Source organism: Citrobacter sp. L55 (assembly GCF_002850715.1).
Classification (GTDB): domain Bacteria; phylum Pseudomonadota; class Gammaproteobacteria; order Enterobacterales; family Enterobacteriaceae; genus Citrobacter; species Citrobacter braakii.
In genome coordinates this window covers 101698-121059 of the sequence record NZ_KZ559399.1, presented here as the reverse complement: position 1 = coordinate 121059, position 19362 = coordinate 101698, and the positions used below count along the sequence as shown (strand labels likewise).

The window sequence follows — 19362 nt, the reverse complement described above, 5'->3', positions numbered from 1 at the left end:
GATAAAAGTAAAAAAGGCCCCCTTTGCAGGGAGCCTCATTACCCGAGCTACCCGCAGGTAACGTCAGTGCCAGCAGGGCTGGCTATGTGTTGCGCTCTACATTACCTTAACAAAGGTCGTAACAGCGATTGGGATTACATCACCCCACTCAAGAAAGGGCAATCGACAGACGGTCGATCTTACCTATGGCTGCGATAGGTTTTGCAACTTAGCCCCCTTTCCTTCTGATTTTATAAGGAAAATCAATGTTTAAACGTACCTTACTCTTAACCCTGCTTCCTGCCGTGGTGCACGCCGAAGAACTTCCTGCCCCCGTTAAAGCTATTGAGAAACAGGGCATTACTATTCTCAAACCCTTCGACGCGCCGGGTGGAATGAAGGGCTACCTGGGAAAATACCAGGATATGGGCGTTACTATCTATGTTACGCCTGACGGCAAACACGCCATTTCCGGTTATATGTATAACGAAAAAGGTGAAAACCTCAGTAATACGCTGATAGAAAAAGAGATCTACGCCCCTGCCGGGCGCGAAATGTGGCAGCGAATGGAAAAAACATCCTGGATTCTGGACGGGAAAAAAGAGGCTCCAGTCATTGTCTATGTGTTTGCCGATCCCTTCTGTCCCTATTGCAAACAGTTCTGGCAAAAGGCTCGCCCGTGGGTAGACTCAGGTAAAGTTCAGTTGCGCACAATACTGGTTGGCGTAATTAAACCCGAAAGCCCGGCTACCGCCGCTGCGATTCTGGCCGCAAAAGATCCGGCCAAGACCTGGCATGACTATGAGGCATCTGGTGGGAATATGAAGCTAGAAATCCCGACCTCCATTTCACCGGAGCAGATGAAGGTATTGAATATCAATCAAAAGTTGATGGATGATTTAGGCGCCAACGTCACGCCGGCTATCTATTACATGAGTAAAGACGATACGTTACAACAGGAAGTCGGCTTGCCGGATAAGGAGAAATTAAACATTATCATGGGTAATAAATAAAAGTAACAAAATGAGTGGTTGTTATCATTTTCATGTCAATCACTCATTTAAATTAACTTTTTTGGTCAAAATTATGCAATATGTGCTATTTTAGTTTAAATTAATAATTCATTAAGCACACAAACATAAATCACAAGAATAATCACAACTTAAAATATTTCAAAATTAAATCTTTCAAAACATGACCATCACAGGAAGGTATGCATGGCTAACCTCTATGACCTCAAAAAGTTCGATCTCAATCTGTTGGTTATCTTTGAGTGTATTTATCAACATTTGAGTATCACTAAAGCTGCTGAAACTTTGTATATTACCCCCTCTGCCGTTAGCCAGTCACTGCAACGGCTACGCACACAATTTAATGACCCACTGTTTATCCGCTCCGGAAAAGGCCTAACGCCAACGATTATGGGGATTAACCTCCATCATCATCTTGAGAAAAACCTCAACAGTCTGGAGCAGACAATAAACATCATGAATAACTCCAGTCTGAAGAAAAAATTCATTATTTACTGTCCACAACTGCCAACCATTATCAACATCGAGGAAGTTATTCATTTTCTCAGAGAAGACTCACATGTCGAAATTGAGCACCATAACATACTCATCACTGCTGAAAGTACGGAAAATCTGTTGGCTTACAGAAAAGCAGATTTAGTCATTGCTACCGCCCCAGTGAGTAATCGCTCGATAATATGCTCACCATTTAAAACTGCTGAAACAATATTAGTTTGCAACAAAAACCATCCAAGAATTAATGGAGAAAGCACGCTTGAAACAATATTAAAAGAACAGTTCACGCAACTTATCTCTGAAGACCCTGGCGTTAAAGAATACTGGCAAAAAACCAGCGCCTTGCTGGCTAATCGAGATATTGGTTTCCGCAGCGACTCATTAATAACGATCATTAATATTATTTCAAACACAGATATCATAGGTCTGCTACCAAGGGATGTTTACGAACAATATACCGGCTCATTTAATTTAAAAGAGATCTGTATCGATATCCCCTTACCAAAAATAAATTTATTTTTGATGTATAACAGAGCATCACTCAACAATACTGGCTTCGTTAATTTAATTAATAAAATAAATGATAAAAATGACCAGAGGACTAACAAATAGAGCTTTAGCTATTCATTTTATATTTTTATGAATAAAGGCAATTCAAAACAACCATGAATGTATTAAAACGTTGCACCTGAAAAAAATTAGCATATCTTATTGTCAGCATTTGTTATTGTTTTGAATAATAATTCTGATATGAGCTTAATATGTCTATTTATAAAATCCCGCTTGCTCAAAACGTGCTGGACGCCGCTCTGGAGCGCATAACCTGGGCGCTGGAAACTCTGCCTCGGGTTTGTGTCTCTTTCTCCGGCGGGAAAGATTCAGGACTGATGTTACATCTGACAGCTATGCTTGCACGCCAACTGCATAAAAAAATTGATGTACTATTTATCGACTGGGAAGCCCAGTTTTCCTGCACTATTGATTATATTGAGGCGCTTCGTGCACGTTATTCTGATGTCATCGAGCGCTTTTATTGGGTGGCTTTACCGCTCACCACCCAGAATTCCCTCTCTCAATTTCAGCCAGAATGGCAGTGTTGGGAACCAGGTACTCCGTGGGTTCGCCAGCCTCCCACGGATGCCATAACCGATCCAGAGTATTTCTCCTTCTATCAACCCGGCATGACCTTTGAACAATTTGTTCGCGAGTTCGCTGACTGGTATTCAGAGAAACGTCCAGCCGGCATGATGGTCGGGATCCGCGCCGATGAGTCATATAACCGTTTTGTCGCCATTGCCAATTCGCAAAAGCAGCGCTTTGCCGATGACAAACCCTGGACCACCAGCGCCCCCGGCGGGCATACCTGGTATATTTACCCGATTTATGACTGGAAAACTGCCGATATCTGGACCTGGTTCGCAAAAACCAGAATGTCGTGCAATCCCTTATACAATCTCATGTATCAGGCCGGTGTCCCAACACGTTACATGCGTATTTGTGAGCCCTTTGGCCCGGAACAGCGTCAGGGATTATGGCTATATCACGTCATTGAACCCGAGCGCTGGGCAGCCATGTGTGCCCGTGTCAGCGGTGTAAAAAGTGGCGGAATTTATGCCGGTCAGGACAACCATTTTTACGGGCACCGCAAAATATTAAAACCCGAACATTTAAACTGGCAGGAATACGCCATGCTGCTACTCAATAGCATGCCGGAAAAGACCGCTGAGCATTATCGCAATAAAATCGCCATCTATTTGCAGTGGTATAAGAAAAAGGGCATGGACAATATCCCGCAAACTCAGGAAAAAGATATTGGCTCAGCGGATATTCCGTCGTGGCGGCGTATCTGTAAAGTCCTGCTGAATAACGACTACTGGTGCCGGGCGCTGTCATTCAGCCCCACAAAACCCAAAAACTACCAACGTTATAATGAACGCATGAAAATAAAACGCCAGCAATGGGGAATCTTATGCAACACCGACTAACTCAAGAACTCACTGGTTTTCTTTCTGGGCTGTCAGAAGAAGAACGAATTGAAGCAATCAACCAATTCAGAATGGCTATCCACAGCGTCAGCCCTTTTCGCGAAGAGCCAGTAGATTGTGTACTATGGATTAAAAATGAGCATATCTCACCCAATGACTATAACCCCAATAACGTTGCGCCTCCGGAGAAAAAACTGCTGCAGAAATCCCTCGAAGCAGACGGATTCACGCAGCCCATCGTGGTAGTTCACTCCACGGCGGAAGAATACGAAATTGTCGATGGTTTCCACCGTCATGAGCTAGGTAAAAGCAAACCGTCGCTGAAATCACGCCTGCATGGCTACCTGCCGGTCACCTGTTTACAGCGTGAACGCCATGAACGCATGGCAGCGACAATTCGTCATAACCGTGCCCGTGGGCGGCATAAAATTCATGCCATGTCGGAAATCGTTCGTGAATTATCGCTCCTGGGATGGAGCGCAGAGAAAATCAGTAAAGAGTTAGGTATGGACGACGATGAGGTTTTACGTCTGAAACAAATTAACGGTCTGCAAGAGTTATTTGCCGACCGTCGCTTCTCCAAAGCCTGGACAGTAAAATAACTACAGCGCAACCAGACGTTCGGCTGCCGCCAGCAGCGTCGATTCTTGCTTGGCAAAACATAGGCGAATCAGCTTATGCGGGAAAGGATCGGCGCAGAAAACCGACAACGGGATCGCGGCAACGCCCACTTCTTTGGTCAGCCACTGGCAAAACTCAACGTCGTTAAGCGTGGAGACGGCACTGTAATCGACCAGCAGAAAATAGGTGCCTTCACACGGCAAAATTTCCAGTCGGCTGTCACGCAGCACGTTCACCAACACATCGCGTTTTTTCTGATAAAAGGCTGGCAACTCACGATAGTGTGTTGGATCCTCCCGCAGCATATCCGCCAGCGCCAACTGAGCCGGCGTATTCACTGAGAACGTCAGATACTGGTGTACCTTGCGTAATTCAGCGCTAATGGCGGCAGGCGCAACGCAGTAGCCGACTTTCCAGCCGGTCATATGGTAGGTCTTCCCAAACGATGAAACTGCAACCGCGCGTTCGCGCAGCTGTGAATGCGCCAGCACGCTGGCATGTCCCTGTCCGGCGAAGCAAATGTGCTCATAAACTTCGTCACTGATGACAAAGATCTCGCGTTCTCTAATCGCCTGCCACAGGGCATCAAAATCGGCGTGATGCCATACGGTGGCGGAAGGATTGTGCGGCGTGTTAAGGATCACCAGTCGGGTACGTTCGCTGAGTACAGCGCTAAATTCCTGCCAGTCGACGCGAAAAGACGGCGGTTGCAGCGCGATACGTTTAACTACGCCGCCGGATAATTCGACCGCGGGCGCATAGCTGTCGTAGCTCGGGTCAAAACAAATCACCTCATCGCCAGGACGCACCAGCGCCGTAATTGCGGCGAACAGCGCTTCTGTGGCCCCCGCCGTCACGGTCACTTCACTATTCGCATCAGGTTTATAGCCGTACAACTGCGCGGTTTTATCCGCAATGGCTTCGCACAACGGCTGTACGCCCGTCATCGGCGCATACTGGTTTGCGCCATGCGCGACGTGATACGCCAGACGTTCCTGCAAAAAAAGTGGGCCGTCAAAATCAGGAAATCCCTGCGAGAGGTTAATGGCCTGATGCTGCTGCGCCAGCGCGCTCATTTGCGTGAAGATAGTGGTGCCAAGATTAGGCAGTTTGCTTTGCGGAATCAGTGGGTTATTACTCATTATTGTTATCCCAGCGGGTGATGTTGTGGTTGAAGCCACTATAGCACGATGCTAGTATTTGGCAATCAAGACGTTCAGACGTCTATATAAAAATAACCTGCATTGACAGGACAGCCAGAAGGACAACACAACATGAGTAATACCGAGATTCGCGTCGTCACCGGCCCGGCCAACTATTTTTCCCATCCCGGCAGCCTGTCAAGACTCAACGATTTTTTCACCGCAGAGCAACTCTCACGCGCCGTCTGGGTTTACGGTGAACGCGCCATCGACGCGGCCCGCCCTTATCTGCCTGAGGCATTTCATCTTGCCGATGCCAGACACCTGCTGTTTACGGGACATTGCAGTGAAACAGATGTTACTCAACTGGCAAAAGAGTCAGGAGAGAATCGCAGCGTGGTGATTGGTGTGGGCGGCGGGACATTGCTCGACACGGCCAAAGCGCTGGCTCGTCGTCTGGGTCTGCCTTTTGTCGGTATTCCTACTATCGCAGCGACCTGCGCCGCATGGACACCGCTCTCCGTCTGGTACAACGATGCAGGCCAGGCGCTGCATTTCGAAATTTTCGCTGACGCCAATTTCCTCGTGCTGGTCGAGCCAGAGATCGTTCTCAATGCGCCTGAAGAATACTTACTGGCGGGGATCGGCGACACGCTGGCGAAATGGTACGAGGCAGTCGTGCTCGCACCTGAGCCGGAAAACCTGCCTCTGACCGTACGTCTGGGTATCCATGCTGCGCAGACGATCCGCGACGTCCTGTTGGAAAGCAGCGAGCAGGCGCTGGTCGATAAGCAACAAGGTACGTTAAGCCGCACGTTTTGCGATGTAGTGGATGCAATTATTGCCGGAGGCGGCATGGTCGGCGGTCTGGGTGAGCGCTACACCCGCGTGGCGGCGGCGCATTCGGTACATAATGGCCTGACCGTGCTCCCGCAAACGGAGAAGTTTTTGCATGGCACCAAAGTGGCGTACGGCATACTGGTGCAGAGCGCGCTGCTGGGACAAGATGATGTGCTGGCGCGGTTAATTACCGCCTATCAGCGCTTCAACCTGCCAACCCGGTTGGCTCAACTGGACGTGGACATCAACAACCGCGCTGAAATCGACAACGTGATTGCGCACACCCTGCGCCCGGTGGAGTCCATTCATGCACTGCCGGTAACGTTAACTCCACAGACGCTGCGCGCAGCGTTCGAAAAAGTAGAATCGTTTACGGTGTGATTATGGTGTGAGATGCCTGATGGCGGCAACGCAGCGAAACCCTGGAGCTTACAAAGGTAAGTGACCAGGGTGAACACGCCTGCAGCTTGAATGATGAAGAGCATTAACAGCAGCGCGCGCCGCCTTTCCCCCCGTAGCGCGCATCCTGGCGTTCGCGGAAAAATTCTTCGTAGGTCATTGGCGTCAGGTCCGGATGCGTGATGCGCATATGCTCAACATAGTTGTCGTAATCCGGCACACCTATCATTAATCGGGCGGTTTGACCTAAATACTTCCCGGCTTTAGAGAGCGTTTCAAACATAGTGGTTCCCTGTCGAACAAACGCCCTCCCCATTCAGGAGAGGGCTCGTTGGTTAAGAGAATATTAGTGCGCGCCTTTCGCCTGCGCCACGATCTCTTCGACATTCTCAGGCATCGGTTCGTATGGCGTTTCTTTCGACGTAGGTTTGTCCTCTTTCAGTGCTGCCAGTGCAGTTTTGATGGAGAACAGACCCAGCACCACAACGACTACCATGAAGAAGATAGTGAGACCCGCATCCAGGCGGTTGTTAAACACCAACTGCGTCAGCTGCGACTGAGTGTACTGCGCCGGAATATTACCGCTGTCGATCATCGCCTGGAACTTGTTAGCGATGGCGAGGAAGCCAATTTTCGCATCCGGGCTAAACGCTTTCTGCCAGCCGGCGGTCAGGGTACAAATCAGCAGCCAGGCCGTTGGCACCAGCGCCACCCACGCGTAGCGTTGACGTTTCATCTTGAACAGCACCACCGCGCAAAGCATCAACGCCATACCGGCCAGCATCTGGTTGGCGATACCAAACAGTGGCCACAGGGTATTAATACCACCCAATGGATCCACCACACCCTGGTGCAAGAAGTAACCCCAGGCCAGCACGCACAGCGCCGTTGCCAGCAGGTTCGCAGGCAGCGAATCGGTACGTTTCAGACCCGGTGACACCACGCCCAGCAGATCCTGCAGCATAAAGCGTGCGGCACGGGTACCGGCGTCTACCGCCGTCAGAATAAACAGGGCTTCAAACAGAATGGCGAAGTGATACCAGAACGCCACATCCATCATTCCGCCCAGTGCACCATGCAGAATATACGCCATGCCCACCGCCAGCGTCGGCGCACCGCCTGCGCGGGAGATAATGGATTGTTCGCCGACATCGTTCGCAATCTGGTGCAGCGTATCAGGCGTGATAACAAAGCCCCAACTGCTCACAACCTGTGCCGCTGACGCAACCACATCGGTGGTTCCGGCAGGTGCCAGTACAGCCATCGGGCTGTTCATCGCAAAGTAGACGCCCGGGTCGATAACGCAGGCCGCCACCAGCGCCATAATGGCGACAAAGGATTCCATCAGCATCCCGCCGTATCCAATAAAACAGGCCTGACCTTCATTCGCCAGCATCTTCGGCGTGGTGCCGGAGGCAATCAGCGCGTGGAAACCAGAGACCGCACCGCAGGCGATGGTAATAAACAGGAACGGGAACAGGTTACCGCTCCAGACCGGGCCTGTACCGTCAACAAACTTGGTCAGCGCAGGCATGGTCAGCGTCGGACGCATGATCAGAATCCCTACCGCCAGACCAACAATGGTACCGATTTTCAGGAAGGTAGAGAGATAATCACGCGGCGCCAGCAGCAGCCACACCGGCAGTACGGCGGCGACAAAGCCGTATCCCACCAGCATCCAGGTCAACTGTACGCCGGTAAAGTCAAAGTACGGTGCCCAGGTCGGGCTTTCAGCCACCCAGCCGCCGGAAATAATAGCAAACACCAGGAATACCAGACCGATGACCGACACTTCACCAATGCGGCCCGGGCGCAGATAACGCAGGTAAATCCCCATGAAGATCGCCAGCGGGATAGTAAAGGCGACGGTGTAGGTTCCCCACGGGCTGTGGGTCAGCGCTTTCACGACGATCATCGCCAGTACCGCGAGGATAATCACCATGATCATAAAACAGGCCACCAGCGCAATGACGCCCGCCGTTGGGCCCATCTCTTCTTTCACCAGTTCGCCAAGGGAACGACCATCGCGACGGGTAGAAACAAACAGCACCATAAAGTCCTGCACCGCCCCCGCCAGTACCACCCCGGCAAGCAGCCAGATCATACCCGGCAGATAGCCCATTTGCGCCGCCAGCACCGGTCCAACTAATGGACCCGCTCCAGCAATCGCCGCGAAATGGTGGCCAAACAGCACTTTTTTATCGGTAGGAACATAGTCCAGACCATCGTTATGACGCACGGCAGGCGTCATACGCGTCGGGTCCAGCGCCAGTACATTTTTCGCGATGTACAGGCCGTAGAAACGATAAGCGATAAGGTAGACACAGACCGACGCCACGACTATCCACAACGCGTTGATCTGTTCGCCACGATTTAATGCGATATAGCCGAGGGCAAATGCTCCCATAACGGAGAGCACTGTCCAGACGAGGTACTTCCCTGATTTATTCATACTTGGTTTTCCGTTGTCCTGGTCAGAGAGATGTTACATTTTGTTTCTATAACATCTTTTCTGAATTTAACAACCTGACAACCATGTAAACCCGAAGTATCACTGAGTATTTACATTGCATTGTTAACTGGATCACTTCATTTAGCCGTTAACCCTGCAATTTCATTTTACTTTGTCGGGCGACTTCACCCCATCACCGCAGTGCCTAAACGACAGGTGCAACAGCGTCGTCCCTGCTCATCAAAGATGACGATTTCCCAGCTTTGACTCTGACGCCCGAGGTGCAGCGACTGGCAAACGCCGCGCACTTTCCCCTGCGCAACCGCCCGATGGTGCGTGGCGTTCAATTCCGTACCCACCACACACTGCCCGTCGCGAGTCATCAGATAACCCGCCATCGAACCCAATGTTTCCGCCAGGGCCGCCGACGCGCCGCCGTGCAGCAGACCAAACGGCTGATGCGTCCGGCTATCCACCGGCATTTCGGCTTCCAGCACATCATCCCCCAGTCGGGTATAGACCATGCCTAAATGCGCCACCATCGTGTTCTGACTGGTGGCATTCAGTTCATCCAGCGTTAAATGACGTTTCCAGATCATCGTCATGCCCCCAGCGTGGAGCCGCCGTCCACCACGATATCCTGAAGCGTAATGTGGCTCGCCAGATCGGAAGCGAGGAATAAAATAGTGTTAGCGATTTCCTGTGGACGCGCGATTTTCCCCAGTGGAATGCCGAGCTTAAACTGCTCGCCAAACCCACGAATGCGCTGTTGCTCCGCATCATCGCTGACCCACAACGTACGCTGCATGTCGGTATCGGTCGAGCCTGGCGAAACCACATTGCAACGCACACCGCTGCCTGCCAGTTCAAGTCCGACGGTCAGTGCCAGGTTTTTCAGCGCGGCTTTTGACGCACCGTATGCGCTCATACCGATACGCGGCGTGTGCGCCGCATCCGACGCGACGGTCACGATTGCCCCGCCCTGCTGGCGACGAAACTGCGCCATCGTCTGTTGAAACAGATTGAACGCCCCACCAACGTTAACCGCAAACGTCTGCTGCCACTCCTCAATACTCAGCGCATCGGTGGCCCCCATACGCAAAATACCCGCCGCATTGACCAACACATCCAACCGCTCGCGCGTTTGCAGGACGCGCTGACACACCTCAGCCACCTGTTCAGCATTCGCCACATCCAGCACTTCGGTGGCAAACGGGTAGTTATTCTGAGAAAATTCACGATCGAATCCTGTCACCTCAGCACCCGCTTTCACAAACGCCAGCGCCGTGGTGTAGCCAATCCCTTTTCCCGCGCCGGTTACCCAGACGGTTTTCCCTGCGAAGTCAAATCCAGACATTACTTCACCTCGCGAGAGAGCAGCGTCCACCAGGCGTCAATGGTCGGGTTTTTCGCCAGCATCACGAAGTCAATATCGCCATGAACCTTACGCCAGCGCGCCGCCAGCGCCATCATGCGCACGGAATCCAGTCCGTAGTCGATCAGGTTTTCGTCATCCATCGGCTCTTCGGACTCATCGAGCAGCGGCAGAATAATGCTGCGTAACGCATCTTTGCTGGCCGGTACCGGCGTCGGTAATAATTCCTGAGTCATCACCACACGCCCGGAGCGTCCCGCCACGTATTTCAGCGACATCAGATGTTCGTCACGGCTAAAGTCTGCCAACGCATCGGCAACCATAAACGGCTTGATGTCGCGCATAAAGGCGTCCGTTGCGGTGGTCATACAGCCAATATGCGCATACACGCCGGTAATGATCAGTTGATTACGTCCGGTCTCCTTAAGCATCTGTTCCAGCGGGGAGCGATGAAATGCGCTGTAACGCCATTTCACCAGAATGGTATCCGCTTCATCCGGCGCCAGCGCCTCAACGATTTTCTGCTGTTCCGGCGAACGCGTCAGTCCCGGTCCCCACATATCATTGAGCAGAGCGCGGTCTTCATCACTCTGTTCTTTCGGCTGAGCGGTGTAATACACCGGAATGTTATGCTCTTTGCAGTACTGACGCAGTGCGGCGATGTTAGCGACGACCTGCTCCATCATCGGGCAGTTATCGCCCCAAAAACCGATAAAATAGTCCTGCATGTCGTGGATCAGCAGTGCGGCGCGTTCGGGGTCAAACGCCCAGTCCACTTTGTTCACCGGAACATCAAGCGCCGTGGGTAGCGCATAAGCCTGCAGTTTAGGAATTGCCATCTCTTATTCTCCTTCAGGCCAGTGAACGTGATGCCAGCCACTGACGTAATTGTTTTTTATCTACTTTCCCAACCGGAGTCAGCGGTAACGACTCAACGCACTCCACGCGGTCAGGTAATTTAAATTCCGCTACGCCCTGTTCGCGTAGAAAACGACGCACCTGCACCGCTCGCAGCGGCTCTTTTACCACCAACCAGGCACAGCTTTTCTCGCCCATCAGTTCGTCATCCATACTGACCAGCGCGGCATGGATCACCATCGGGTGGCGCAGCAGCAGGTTTTCAATCTCTTCTGCAGCGATCTTCTCTCCACCGCGGTTGATCTGATCCTTCTCGCGTCCCTGGACGGTGATGTAGCCATCTCGATCGATGGCGATCAGATCGCCGGAGCAGTAAAAACCGTTGGCGTCAAAGGCGCTGGCATTGTGCTCAGGACTTTTGAAGTAGCCGCGGAAGGTGTATGGGCCACGTGTCATCAGGCGCCCGGTTTCTCCCTGGGCTAAAGGGTTGCCGTCAGCGTCTGCTACCCAGACTTCATCATCGGGACACATCGGGCGGCCCTGGGTATTGATGATGCGTTCAGGACTGTCGTCCAGACGGGTGTAGTTCACCAGCCCTTCCGCCATGCCGAAGACCTGCTGCAGCTGGCAGCCAATCTCCGCCGGAATACGCGCCGCAAGCGAGGCGGAAAGCCGTGCCCCACCGACCTGTAGCAGCGTCAGCGAAGCCAATTGCGCATTGCTCCCCCACTCCGCAATTGCCTGCAGCCACAGGCTCACCGCTGGCGGCACTAGCGCCGTGACGTTAACCTGATGCTGTTCAATCAGAGGGAAGCACAGGGTGGCGCTCGGGTCAGCCGCCAGCACGACGGTGCCGCCAGCCAGGAATACCCCCAACGCGCCAGGCGAACTCATCGCGTAGTTATGCGCCGCCGGGATCGCGCATAAATAACGCGTTTCCCCGGTGAAGCGGCAAATCTCATTGCTGCGACGCACGCTGTAGTAGTAATCGTTATGGGTACGAGGAATCAGCTTTGGCGTCCCGGTAGTCCCGCCTGAAAGCTGGAAATAGGCCACCTCATCAGCAGGCGATGGCGTGGCGGAAAAATCAGTCGCAGGCTGGCTTATCGCCGTTTGCAGATTGTGTTCGCCTTCGTCATTGCGCAGTTGCACCACGCGCACTGAATTGTGTTCAGCCACAAAAGCGTTAAGAAAATCGTCTCCGCTAAACAACGCATGCTGACGATCGGCAATCAGCAGCGCAGGTTCGATCTGTTTGGCATAGGCGTTAAGTTCGTTTCGCTGATGGCTGAATAATGCCAGCACCGGGGCTACACCCAGCTTGAGCAGCGCAAAGAAAGTGATATACAACTCAGCCACGTTGCCCAGTTGCACCAGCGCGGTTTCGCCGGGTTTGATCCCCTGACGGCGCAGGCTGCAGGCGAGATTGTCAGTGGCCTGATTCAGTTGGCGATAGCTCAGGTGGCGTTCGCCATCGATCACCGCCGTATGGTCGCTGTCGGCGTGACGGGTCAGAATGTCGGTCAGCGGCAAATCCTGCCAGTAACCTTTTTCACGATAGCGGCGGGCAAACTCCTCCGGCCAACGGGTGAAAGGAATACTCATTATCGCTCCTTAGAGGCCTGGTCAATAAGGCTCTTAATGCAGTCCAAAAACATTCAACATCGTGGAGAGTTTGGCTCCCGTTTCACGCCATTCCGCAACCGGGGACGAAGCCGGAACAATCCCGGCACCGGCAAAGAAACGTACCTGATTACGCAGCAGCTTCGCACAACGGATCGTCACCACCCATTCGCCGTTACCTTGGGCATCACACCAGCCGACAATGCCACCGAACAGTTCGCGATCGAACGGCTCCAGCTCGGCGATAAGTTTGCGCGCAACCTGATGCGGGAAACCGCTCAGCGCAGGCGTCGGATGCAGCAGGCACGCGAGCGTCAGGGCGTTTTCTTGCGCGTTGGCTTTACCCTCAAACGGCGTGCCGAGGTGCCAGAGCGTAGGCGTGGTGACCAGTTGCGGAGAAGAAGGGAGTTGCAGTTCACGGCTGCGATCGCGCAGGACATTTTTCATGGCCTGCGTCACCAGTTCGTGCTCATGGCGATCCTTTTCGGACGCCAGCAGGCGGATGCCCGCCTCCCGGTCCAGCACATCGTCCGGTTGACGACGTGCCGAGCCTGCCAGCGGTAATGAGCTGAAACGCTCGCCTTCTTTGCGTAACAGCAGTTCCGGACTGGCGCCAATCAATACGCCACCGTCTTCAAGGGGAACGTGGAAGTTGTAGCTCGCCGGATTTTGCGCCACTAGGCGCTCCAGCAGCGCCCCGCTGTCAATATTGGCATCAGCGGTGATATCGATCAGGCGTGACAACACCACTTTGTCGACTTCCGGGGTTGCCGTCAGCGCAGCCGCACGAGCGACCATATCTTCAAAGAAGTTCTGTTCCGGGATCGATTTACGTTCAACGACGTTCAGCGACTGATGCGCGTTAAAGTAACGAGATGATTGCTGCTTCGCCGTTCGGGAGAACGTCTGCCACGACTGGGGAATAAACAGCGATGACGGCTGGCGGGTGTCAAAAGGAATCGCCCCGACCATGATGGGGTTAGCGATACCCTGCGCTTTGGCATCAGCAAACAGTACATGCATTTTCTGTTGGAAAGGGCTGTCTGGCGAATCGCCATCAATTGCCGGTTCCGCATAGCGGGCGAAGCATCCTGACGTCGTAAAACTACGGTACGGCGACATAAAGAAAAAACTGTCGGGAGCGAGCGTCTGCATAGTCTGCGTTTTTTCCTCGGCCAGTGACGTTTCCATATCATCCTCCAAAAATGATAAAAGCTCTAATAATGATTATCATTTATATTTTCGGTCGCTAACCTAAAAGCAAAGCGGCGGTATGTCAACTCTTGTGGCAGCACAATGTGCGACTTTGGCTTGCATCCTTGTCCACTAACAATGAAAATGAGAAGCATTACTTATACTGATAACAGGATGCTGATTCGTGAGTCTCCCCTCTTTTTGCCGCACCGTGCTCTTACTGGCAGGTTTGTCTATTTCAGGAATTTCTTCAGGTTATGCCGCCGACTGGCCGCGTCAGGTTACCGACAGTCGTGGTACGCATACGCTGGAACATAAGCCGCAGCGAATTGTCTCCACCAGCGTCACCCTCACCGGCTCGCTGCTGGCAATTGATGCCCCGGTCATCGCCAGCGGCGCCACTACGCCGAACAATCGCATCGGCGATGCACAGGGCTTTTTACGCCAGTGGAGCGAAGTGGCAAAAGCGCGCAAACTGAGCAGGCTGTATATCGGCGAACCGAGCGCTGAGGCCGTGGCGGCGCAAATGCCGGATCTGATTCTGATCAGCGCCACCGGGGGAGATTCAGCCCTCGCGCTATACGATCAGCTGTCCACCATTGCGCCAACGCTCATCATTAATTACGACGACAAAAGCTGGCAGTCGCTGCTGACGCAGTTAGGTGAAATTACCGGTCAGGAGCAACAGGCGGCTGCGCGTATTGCCGAGTTTGATAAGCAACTGCAGGCGGTCAAGCAGCGTATTACCCTACCGCCGCAACCGGTCAGCGCGCTGGTGTACACCGCTGCAGCGCACAGCGCCAACCTGTGGACGCCTGAGTCGGCGCAGGGCAAGCTGATGGAGCAGTTAGGTTTCACCCTGGCACCGCTGCCTGCCGGATTACACACCAGCCAGAGTCAGGGCAAACGCCACGATATCATCCAGCTTGGCGGTGAGAACCTGGCGGCTGGCCTGAACGGCGAAGCGCTGTTCCTGTTCGCTGGCGACAACAAAGATGCCGACGCCATTTATGCTAATCCGCTGCTGGCACATCTGCCGGCCGTGCAGAATAAACGTGTTTACGCCCTGGGTACGGAAACCTTCCGTCTCGACTACTACAGCGCGACCTTGCTGCTGCAACGTCTGTCAGCTCTCTTTTAATCGCCAGCGCCGGATACGGCTAACGCCTTATCCGGCCTACAAACCGTAGAAGACAACGCTATCCGGCATTCACAGGCATTTGTCGGAATCGGCGCACTTCTCCCAGCAACAGCAGCAGTAGCAGACCGACAATCACCAGCCCAAACCCACTTACGCTTGCCGAAGCAACCGGTGTCATCATCGCCCCCAATCCCCCTAACAGCGCCGCGCCGATCGCATCTCCTGTAACGTTCTGCGCAGTCCACAAACCGTTAATTCGCCCGAGCATCGCTTCTGGCGTCTGCGTCTGTAACAGGGTGTACTGCAACAAAGAGCTGACCGCACTCAGCCAGCCGAACAGCGCCAGGCAGACAACGCCAAGCTCCCAGACCGGCATCACCCCAAACAGACCGATAGCCAGGAACGAAGCCACGGTCGATACCAGCATGATCAGTCCCGGACGCACGCTGTGCGCCAGTTGTCCGCTGGTCAACGCGCCCACCGCCGCGCCAAGAGGAATGGCCGCATACAGCAGACCTATTTGCGCACTCGACATTTGCCAGTTAATCGCCAACGCGGGATACAACACGCGCACGGCGCTCGCCATAGTCAACAGACCGCCAAGCAGCGCAATGCCGCCAATCAGCGGGCTGGCAAGCAGAAAGCGAAATGCTGCCAGCAGCGATTTTAACGGATGCTCGCGCGGCTGAGTCGGAGGCGGCAGCGCGGGAAGGCTCAGCAACGGCAGCAAGGTAATGAAAGTGCCCGCCGCCGCCAGACCGTAGTTCCAGGCCACGCCACCGGTCGCGAGCAATACCCCGCCAAGCATCGGCGAAATAACCGAACCCAGACGTACCGTCAACATGGTAATCGCCCCGGCCTGCATCAAATTCTCCCGACCAACCAGCGCCGGTGTTGCCGCCAGCAACGCGGTCACGCCCAGCGAGGCAAAGAAACCGTCCCATAAGCCAAGCAAATAAATCGCCAGTAACGACGGTTCGGGCAGCAGCGCATTCAGACACAGGCCAATAAAGCCGATTCCGCAAGTTCCACGAGCCAACAGGATCACTTTTTTACGCTCATAGCGGTCGGCCAGCACCCCGCCCACCATCAGACCAATAAACATTGCGCTGCCGGTCAACGTTACTGACAAACCGACCTGCCAGGTCGACTGGGTCATCATCTGGATCTGTACCGGAACCGCCACGCCGAGTAGCCCCAGAGAGACAATGGAAATAAAACGGGCGAGGAAGACGGCGCGAAATGCAGGGTGGGTCTTTAACAGGCTGAGATTGAGCAGCCAGGATTGTCGATTCATTACAGAGCCTTACCAGGTACTTTTTCAATATCCATTCGATGGCTGCACATGCTAACATATCCAAATAAGATCGATAACGATAATTACTATCATTATCAGGGAAGTTGATATGTCATGCTCTGTTTCCGCGACACGTGCCTTCGCCGTGCCCGGACTATTGTTATTACTTGTTCTCACCACGGTATTAAGTCTGGTTATTGGCGCCAAGTCGCTACCTGCCTCCGTGGTGCTGGATGCACTTACCGGCAGTTGTCAAAGCGCTGATTGCACCATCGTGCTGGACGCGCGACTGCCGCGCACGCTGGCGGGGCTGCTCGCCGGTGGGGCGCTGGGTCTGGCTGGTGCATTAATGCAAACGCTCACGCGTAACCCTCTCGCCGATCCCGGCATTCTGGGCGTTAATTCCGGTGCCAGCTTCGCTATTGTGCTGGGAGCCGCGCTGTTCGGCTTTTCCTCTGCGCAAGAACAACTGCTGATGGCCTTTTCCGGGGCGCTGGCCGCGTCGCTTATAGTGGCATTTACCGGCAGCCAGGGCGGCGGGCAGTTAAGCCCGGTACGCCTGACGCTGGCGGGCGTTGCGCTGGGCGCGGTGCTGGAAGGATTATCCACCGGAATCGCCCTGCTCAACCCGGATGTCTACGATCAGTTGCGTTTCTGGCAGGCCGGTTCATTGGATATCCGCAGCCTGCAAACGCTGAAGGTCGTCCTGGTGCCGGTACTGATTGCCGCGGCTGTCGCGTTGTTCCTTAGCCGCGCCCTGAATAGCCTGAGCCTCGGGAGCGACACCGCCACCGCGCTTGGCAGCAAAGTCGCTCGCACGCAGTTTATTGGCCTGTTGGTGATTACCGTACTGTGCGGCAGTGCGACCGCGATTGTTGGCCCTATCGCCTTTATCGGCCTGATGATGCCGCATATGGCGCGCTGGCTGGTGGGGGCAGATCACCGTTGGTCGCTGCCCGTTACCCTGCTGGCAACCCCCTCTCTGTTGTTAATTGCCGATATCATCGGTCGCCTGATTGTCCCCGGCGAACTGCGCGTTTCAGTGGTCAGCGCATTTATCGGCGCGCCGGTGCTTATCTTTCTGGTACGCCGGAAACCGCGCGGGGGTGGCGCATGATGCACCTCTCCCGCCGCCTGATAGTCAGCAGCCTGCTGCTGGTTGTAGGTTGTCTCGCCGTTGGCTTATGGAGCCTGCGTAGCGGCGTCGTGACGCTGGAAACCCAGCAAATTATTGCCGCTCTGCTTGGCGATGCGCCGCGCAGTATTACGCTGGTGGTGACCGAATGGCGTTTGCCACGCGTGCTGATGGCGCTATTGATTGGCGCGGCGCTCGGCGTGAGCGGTGCAATATTCCAGTCGCTGATGCGCAACCCGCTGGGCAGCCCGGATGTGATGGGTTTCAATACCGGTGCCTGGAGCGGTGTGCTGGTGGCAATGGTGCTGTTCGGACAGCATCTCACCGCTATCGCGCTTGCGGCCATGGTTGGCGGGGTCCTGACGTCTCTGGTGGTCTGGGCGCTCGCCTGGCGCAATGGTATCGACACCTTTCGGCTGATTATTATTGGGATCGGTATACGCGCCATGCTGGTTGCGTTCAACACCTGGCTACTGCTGAAGGCATCATTAGAAACCGCGCTGACCGCCGGACTGTGGAACGCCGGATCGCTCAATGGCCTGACCTGGGCCAAAACCTGGCCTTCTGCCCCACTGATTATCCTTATGCTGGTGTGCGCCACGCTGCTGGTGCGCCGGATGCGTTTACTGGAAATGGGTGATGACAGCGCCTGTGCGCTTGGCGTCAGCGTAGAGCGCTCACGTCTGATGATGATGCTGGTTGCGGTTGTACTGACCGCAGCCGCCACCGCGCTGGCTGGCCCTATCTCGTTTATTGCCCTTGTCGCCCCACATATCGCGCGGCGGATTAGCGGCACATCGCGCTGGGGATTAACCCTGTCGGCGCTGTGTGGCGCGTTGCTGCTGTTGATGGCGGATTTATGCGCCCAACAGCTGTTTATGCCTTATCAGCTTCCGGTGGGCGTTGTCACCGTAAGCCTCGGCGGTATTTATCTTATCGTCTTGTTAATTCAGGAGTCCCGCAAAAAATGATCGAATCAGTAGCCCGTTTGCGTGGCGACCAGTTAACGCTGGGTTATGGCAAATTTACCGTAGCGGAAAACCTCAATGTGTCGATTCCAGACGGTCACTTCACCGCAATTATCGGGCCAAACGGCTGCGGAAAATCAACACTACTGCGCACGCTTAGTCGTCTGATGACGCCCGCGCACGGTAAGGTCTGGCTCGACGGCGAGCATATCCAGCACTATGCCAGCAAAGAGGTTGCTCGCAGAATAGGTTTGTTGGCGCAGAACGCCACCACGCCGGGTGATATTACGGTACAGGAGCTGGTTGCCCGTGGGCGCTACCCGCATCAGCCATTGTTTACCCGCTGGCGAAATGAGGATGAAATCGCGGTCTCAAACGCAATGCAGGCGACGGGAATCACTCATCTTGCGTCACAAAGTGTGGATACCCTTTCCGGTGGACAACGCCAGCGCGCATGGATTGCGATGGTGCTGGCGCAGGAAACGTCGATTATGCTGCTCGATGAACCTACCACCTGGCTGGATATCAGCCATCAGATCGATCTGCTAGAGCTGCTGAGTGAGCTAAACCGGGAGAAAGGGTATACGCTGGCCGCCGTTCTGCACGATCTTAATCAGGCGTGTCGCTATGCGACGCATCTGATTGCGCTGCGTGACGGAAAAATTGTTGCCGAGGGTGCGCCGAAAGAGATCGTCACCGCGCAGCTTATTGAAAAAATCTATGGTCTGCGCTGTATGATTATCGACGATCCGGTTGCCGGAACGCCGTTAGTGGTGCCGCTTGGGCGTACACCGAAAATTCATACCCAGTCATCTCTATAGGGATGA

Annotated in this window: 18 protein-coding genes; 9 read left to right on the top strand and 9 right to left on the bottom strand. The window is 54.0% G+C overall.

Annotated features, from left to right (window positions below):
- Positions 1 to 245: 245 nt before the first annotated feature.
- The 4 genes from dsbG (at position 246) to B9P82_RS00520 (ending at position 4092) form a co-directional block, all read left to right on the top strand.
- Complete coding sequence (gene dsbG / locus B9P82_RS00535) at positions 246 to 992, top strand: thiol:disulfide interchange protein DsbG (protein WP_016155953.1); 747 nt, start codon at positions 246 to 248, stop codon at positions 990 to 992.
- Positions 993 to 1196: 204 nt separating this feature from the next.
- Positions 1197 to 2117 carry a DNA-binding transcriptional repressor CitR gene (locus B9P82_RS00530; RefSeq protein WP_016155952.1) on the top strand — a complete coding sequence of 307 codons (921 nt, stop codon included), beginning with the start codon at positions 1197 to 1199 and terminating at the stop codon, positions 2115 to 2117.
- A gap of 149 nt (positions 2118 to 2266) precedes the next feature.
- Positions 2267 to 3490: a phosphoadenosine phosphosulfate reductase gene (locus B9P82_RS00525; RefSeq protein ID WP_101699800.1), complete on the top strand. Its 1224-nt coding sequence runs from the start codon at positions 2267 to 2269 to the stop codon at positions 3488 to 3490.
- Positions 3475 to 4092: an IbrB-like domain-containing protein gene (locus B9P82_RS00520; protein WP_046275109.1), complete on the top strand. Its 618-nt coding sequence runs from the start codon at positions 3475 to 3477 to the stop codon at positions 4090 to 4092. The genes B9P82_RS00525 and B9P82_RS00520 overlap by 16 nt, the downstream gene beginning before the upstream one ends.
- Here B9P82_RS00520 and B9P82_RS00515 read toward each other — a convergent pair whose 3' ends face one another.
- Positions 4093 to 5253, bottom strand: coding sequence for a pyridoxal phosphate-dependent aminotransferase (locus B9P82_RS00515; RefSeq protein WP_101699799.1), 1161 nt, complete (start codon positions 5251 to 5253; stop codon positions 4093 to 4095).
- Between the two features lie 132 nt (positions 5254 to 5385).
- On the opposite strand from B9P82_RS00515, the gene B9P82_RS00510 reads away from it, so the two are divergent.
- The gene (locus tag B9P82_RS00510) at positions 5386 to 6474 is read left to right on the top strand and encodes an oxidoreductase (protein ID WP_101699798.1); all 1089 of its coding nucleotides are present in this window, start codon (positions 5386 to 5388) and stop codon (positions 6472 to 6474) included.
- 103 nt (positions 6475 to 6577) lie between these two features.
- Here the strand turns inward: B9P82_RS00510 and B9P82_RS00505 are convergent, their stop codons facing one another.
- The 7 genes from B9P82_RS00505 to entC all read right to left on the bottom strand — a co-directional run bounded on the left by B9P82_RS00505 (position 6578) and on the right by entC (position 13991).
- Positions 6578 to 6775 (bottom strand): YbdD/YjiX family protein, encoded by a 198-nt coding sequence (locus B9P82_RS00505; RefSeq protein WP_047415117.1) that lies wholly within the window; start codon positions 6773 to 6775, stop codon positions 6578 to 6580.
- 63 nt (positions 6776 to 6838) lie between these two features.
- Positions 6839 to 8944, bottom strand: a complete 2106-nt coding sequence (gene cstA, locus B9P82_RS00500; protein WP_016152202.1) for a pyruvate/proton symporter CstA — start codon at positions 8942 to 8944, stop codon at positions 6839 to 6841.
- 185 nt (positions 8945 to 9129) lie between these two features.
- Positions 9130 to 9543 (bottom strand): proofreading thioesterase EntH, encoded by a 414-nt coding sequence (gene entH, locus B9P82_RS00495; RefSeq protein ID WP_101699797.1) that lies wholly within the window; start codon positions 9541 to 9543, stop codon positions 9130 to 9132.
- Positions 9544 to 9545: 2 nt separating this feature from the next.
- On the bottom strand, positions 9546 to 10301 hold the full coding sequence (gene entA / locus B9P82_RS00490) for a 2,3-dihydro-2,3-dihydroxybenzoate dehydrogenase EntA (RefSeq protein WP_016155947.1): 756 nt from the start codon (positions 10299 to 10301) through the stop codon (positions 9546 to 9548).
- On the bottom strand, positions 10301 to 11158 hold the full coding sequence (locus tag B9P82_RS00485) for an isochorismatase (RefSeq protein ID WP_016152199.1): 858 nt from the start codon (positions 11156 to 11158) through the stop codon (positions 10301 to 10303). Before B9P82_RS00485 ends, entA begins: the two co-directional genes overlap by 1 nt.
- Before the next feature lie 13 nt (positions 11159 to 11171).
- Positions 11172 to 12782, bottom strand: coding sequence for a (2,3-dihydroxybenzoyl)adenylate synthase EntE (gene entE, locus B9P82_RS00480; RefSeq protein ID WP_016155946.1), 1611 nt, complete (start codon positions 12780 to 12782; stop codon positions 11172 to 11174).
- 33 nt (positions 12783 to 12815) lie between these two features.
- Positions 12816 to 13991 (bottom strand): isochorismate synthase EntC, encoded by a 1176-nt coding sequence (gene entC / locus B9P82_RS00475; RefSeq protein WP_101699796.1) that lies wholly within the window; start codon positions 13989 to 13991, stop codon positions 12816 to 12818.
- A 187-nt stretch (positions 13992 to 14178) separates the two neighbouring features.
- On the opposite strand from entC, the gene fepB reads away from it, so the two are divergent.
- Positions 14179 to 15135 carry a Fe2+-enterobactin ABC transporter substrate-binding protein gene (gene fepB / locus B9P82_RS00470; RefSeq protein WP_016152196.1) on the top strand — a complete coding sequence of 319 codons (957 nt, stop codon included), beginning with the start codon at positions 14179 to 14181 and terminating at the stop codon, positions 15133 to 15135.
- Positions 15136 to 15193: 58 nt separating this feature from the next.
- On the opposite strand, the gene entS is transcribed toward fepB, so the two are convergent.
- Complete coding sequence (entS, locus tag B9P82_RS00465) at positions 15194 to 16432, bottom strand: enterobactin transporter EntS (RefSeq protein ID WP_101699795.1); 1239 nt, start codon at positions 16430 to 16432, stop codon at positions 15194 to 15196.
- A 109-nt stretch (positions 16433 to 16541) separates the two neighbouring features.
- On the opposite strand from entS, the gene fepD reads away from it, so the two are divergent.
- The 3 genes from fepD to fepC are packed head-to-tail and all read left to right on the top strand — an operon-like array spanning position 16542 to position 19356.
- A complete protein-coding gene (fepD, locus tag B9P82_RS00460) occupies positions 16542 to 17549 on the top strand; it encodes a Fe(3+)-siderophore ABC transporter permease (protein ID WP_016152194.1) in 1008 nt (335 codons plus the stop codon).
- On the top strand, positions 17546 to 18538 hold the full coding sequence (gene fepG / locus B9P82_RS00455) for an iron-enterobactin ABC transporter permease (RefSeq protein WP_016152193.1): 993 nt from the start codon (positions 17546 to 17548) through the stop codon (positions 18536 to 18538). The genes fepD and fepG overlap by 4 nt, the downstream gene beginning before the upstream one ends.
- Positions 18535 to 19356: an iron-enterobactin ABC transporter ATP-binding protein gene (gene fepC / locus B9P82_RS00450; RefSeq protein WP_016152192.1), complete on the top strand. Its 822-nt coding sequence runs from the start codon at positions 18535 to 18537 to the stop codon at positions 19354 to 19356. Before fepG ends, fepC begins: the two co-directional genes overlap by 4 nt.
- The last annotated feature ends 6 nt before the right edge of the window (positions 19357 to 19362 follow it).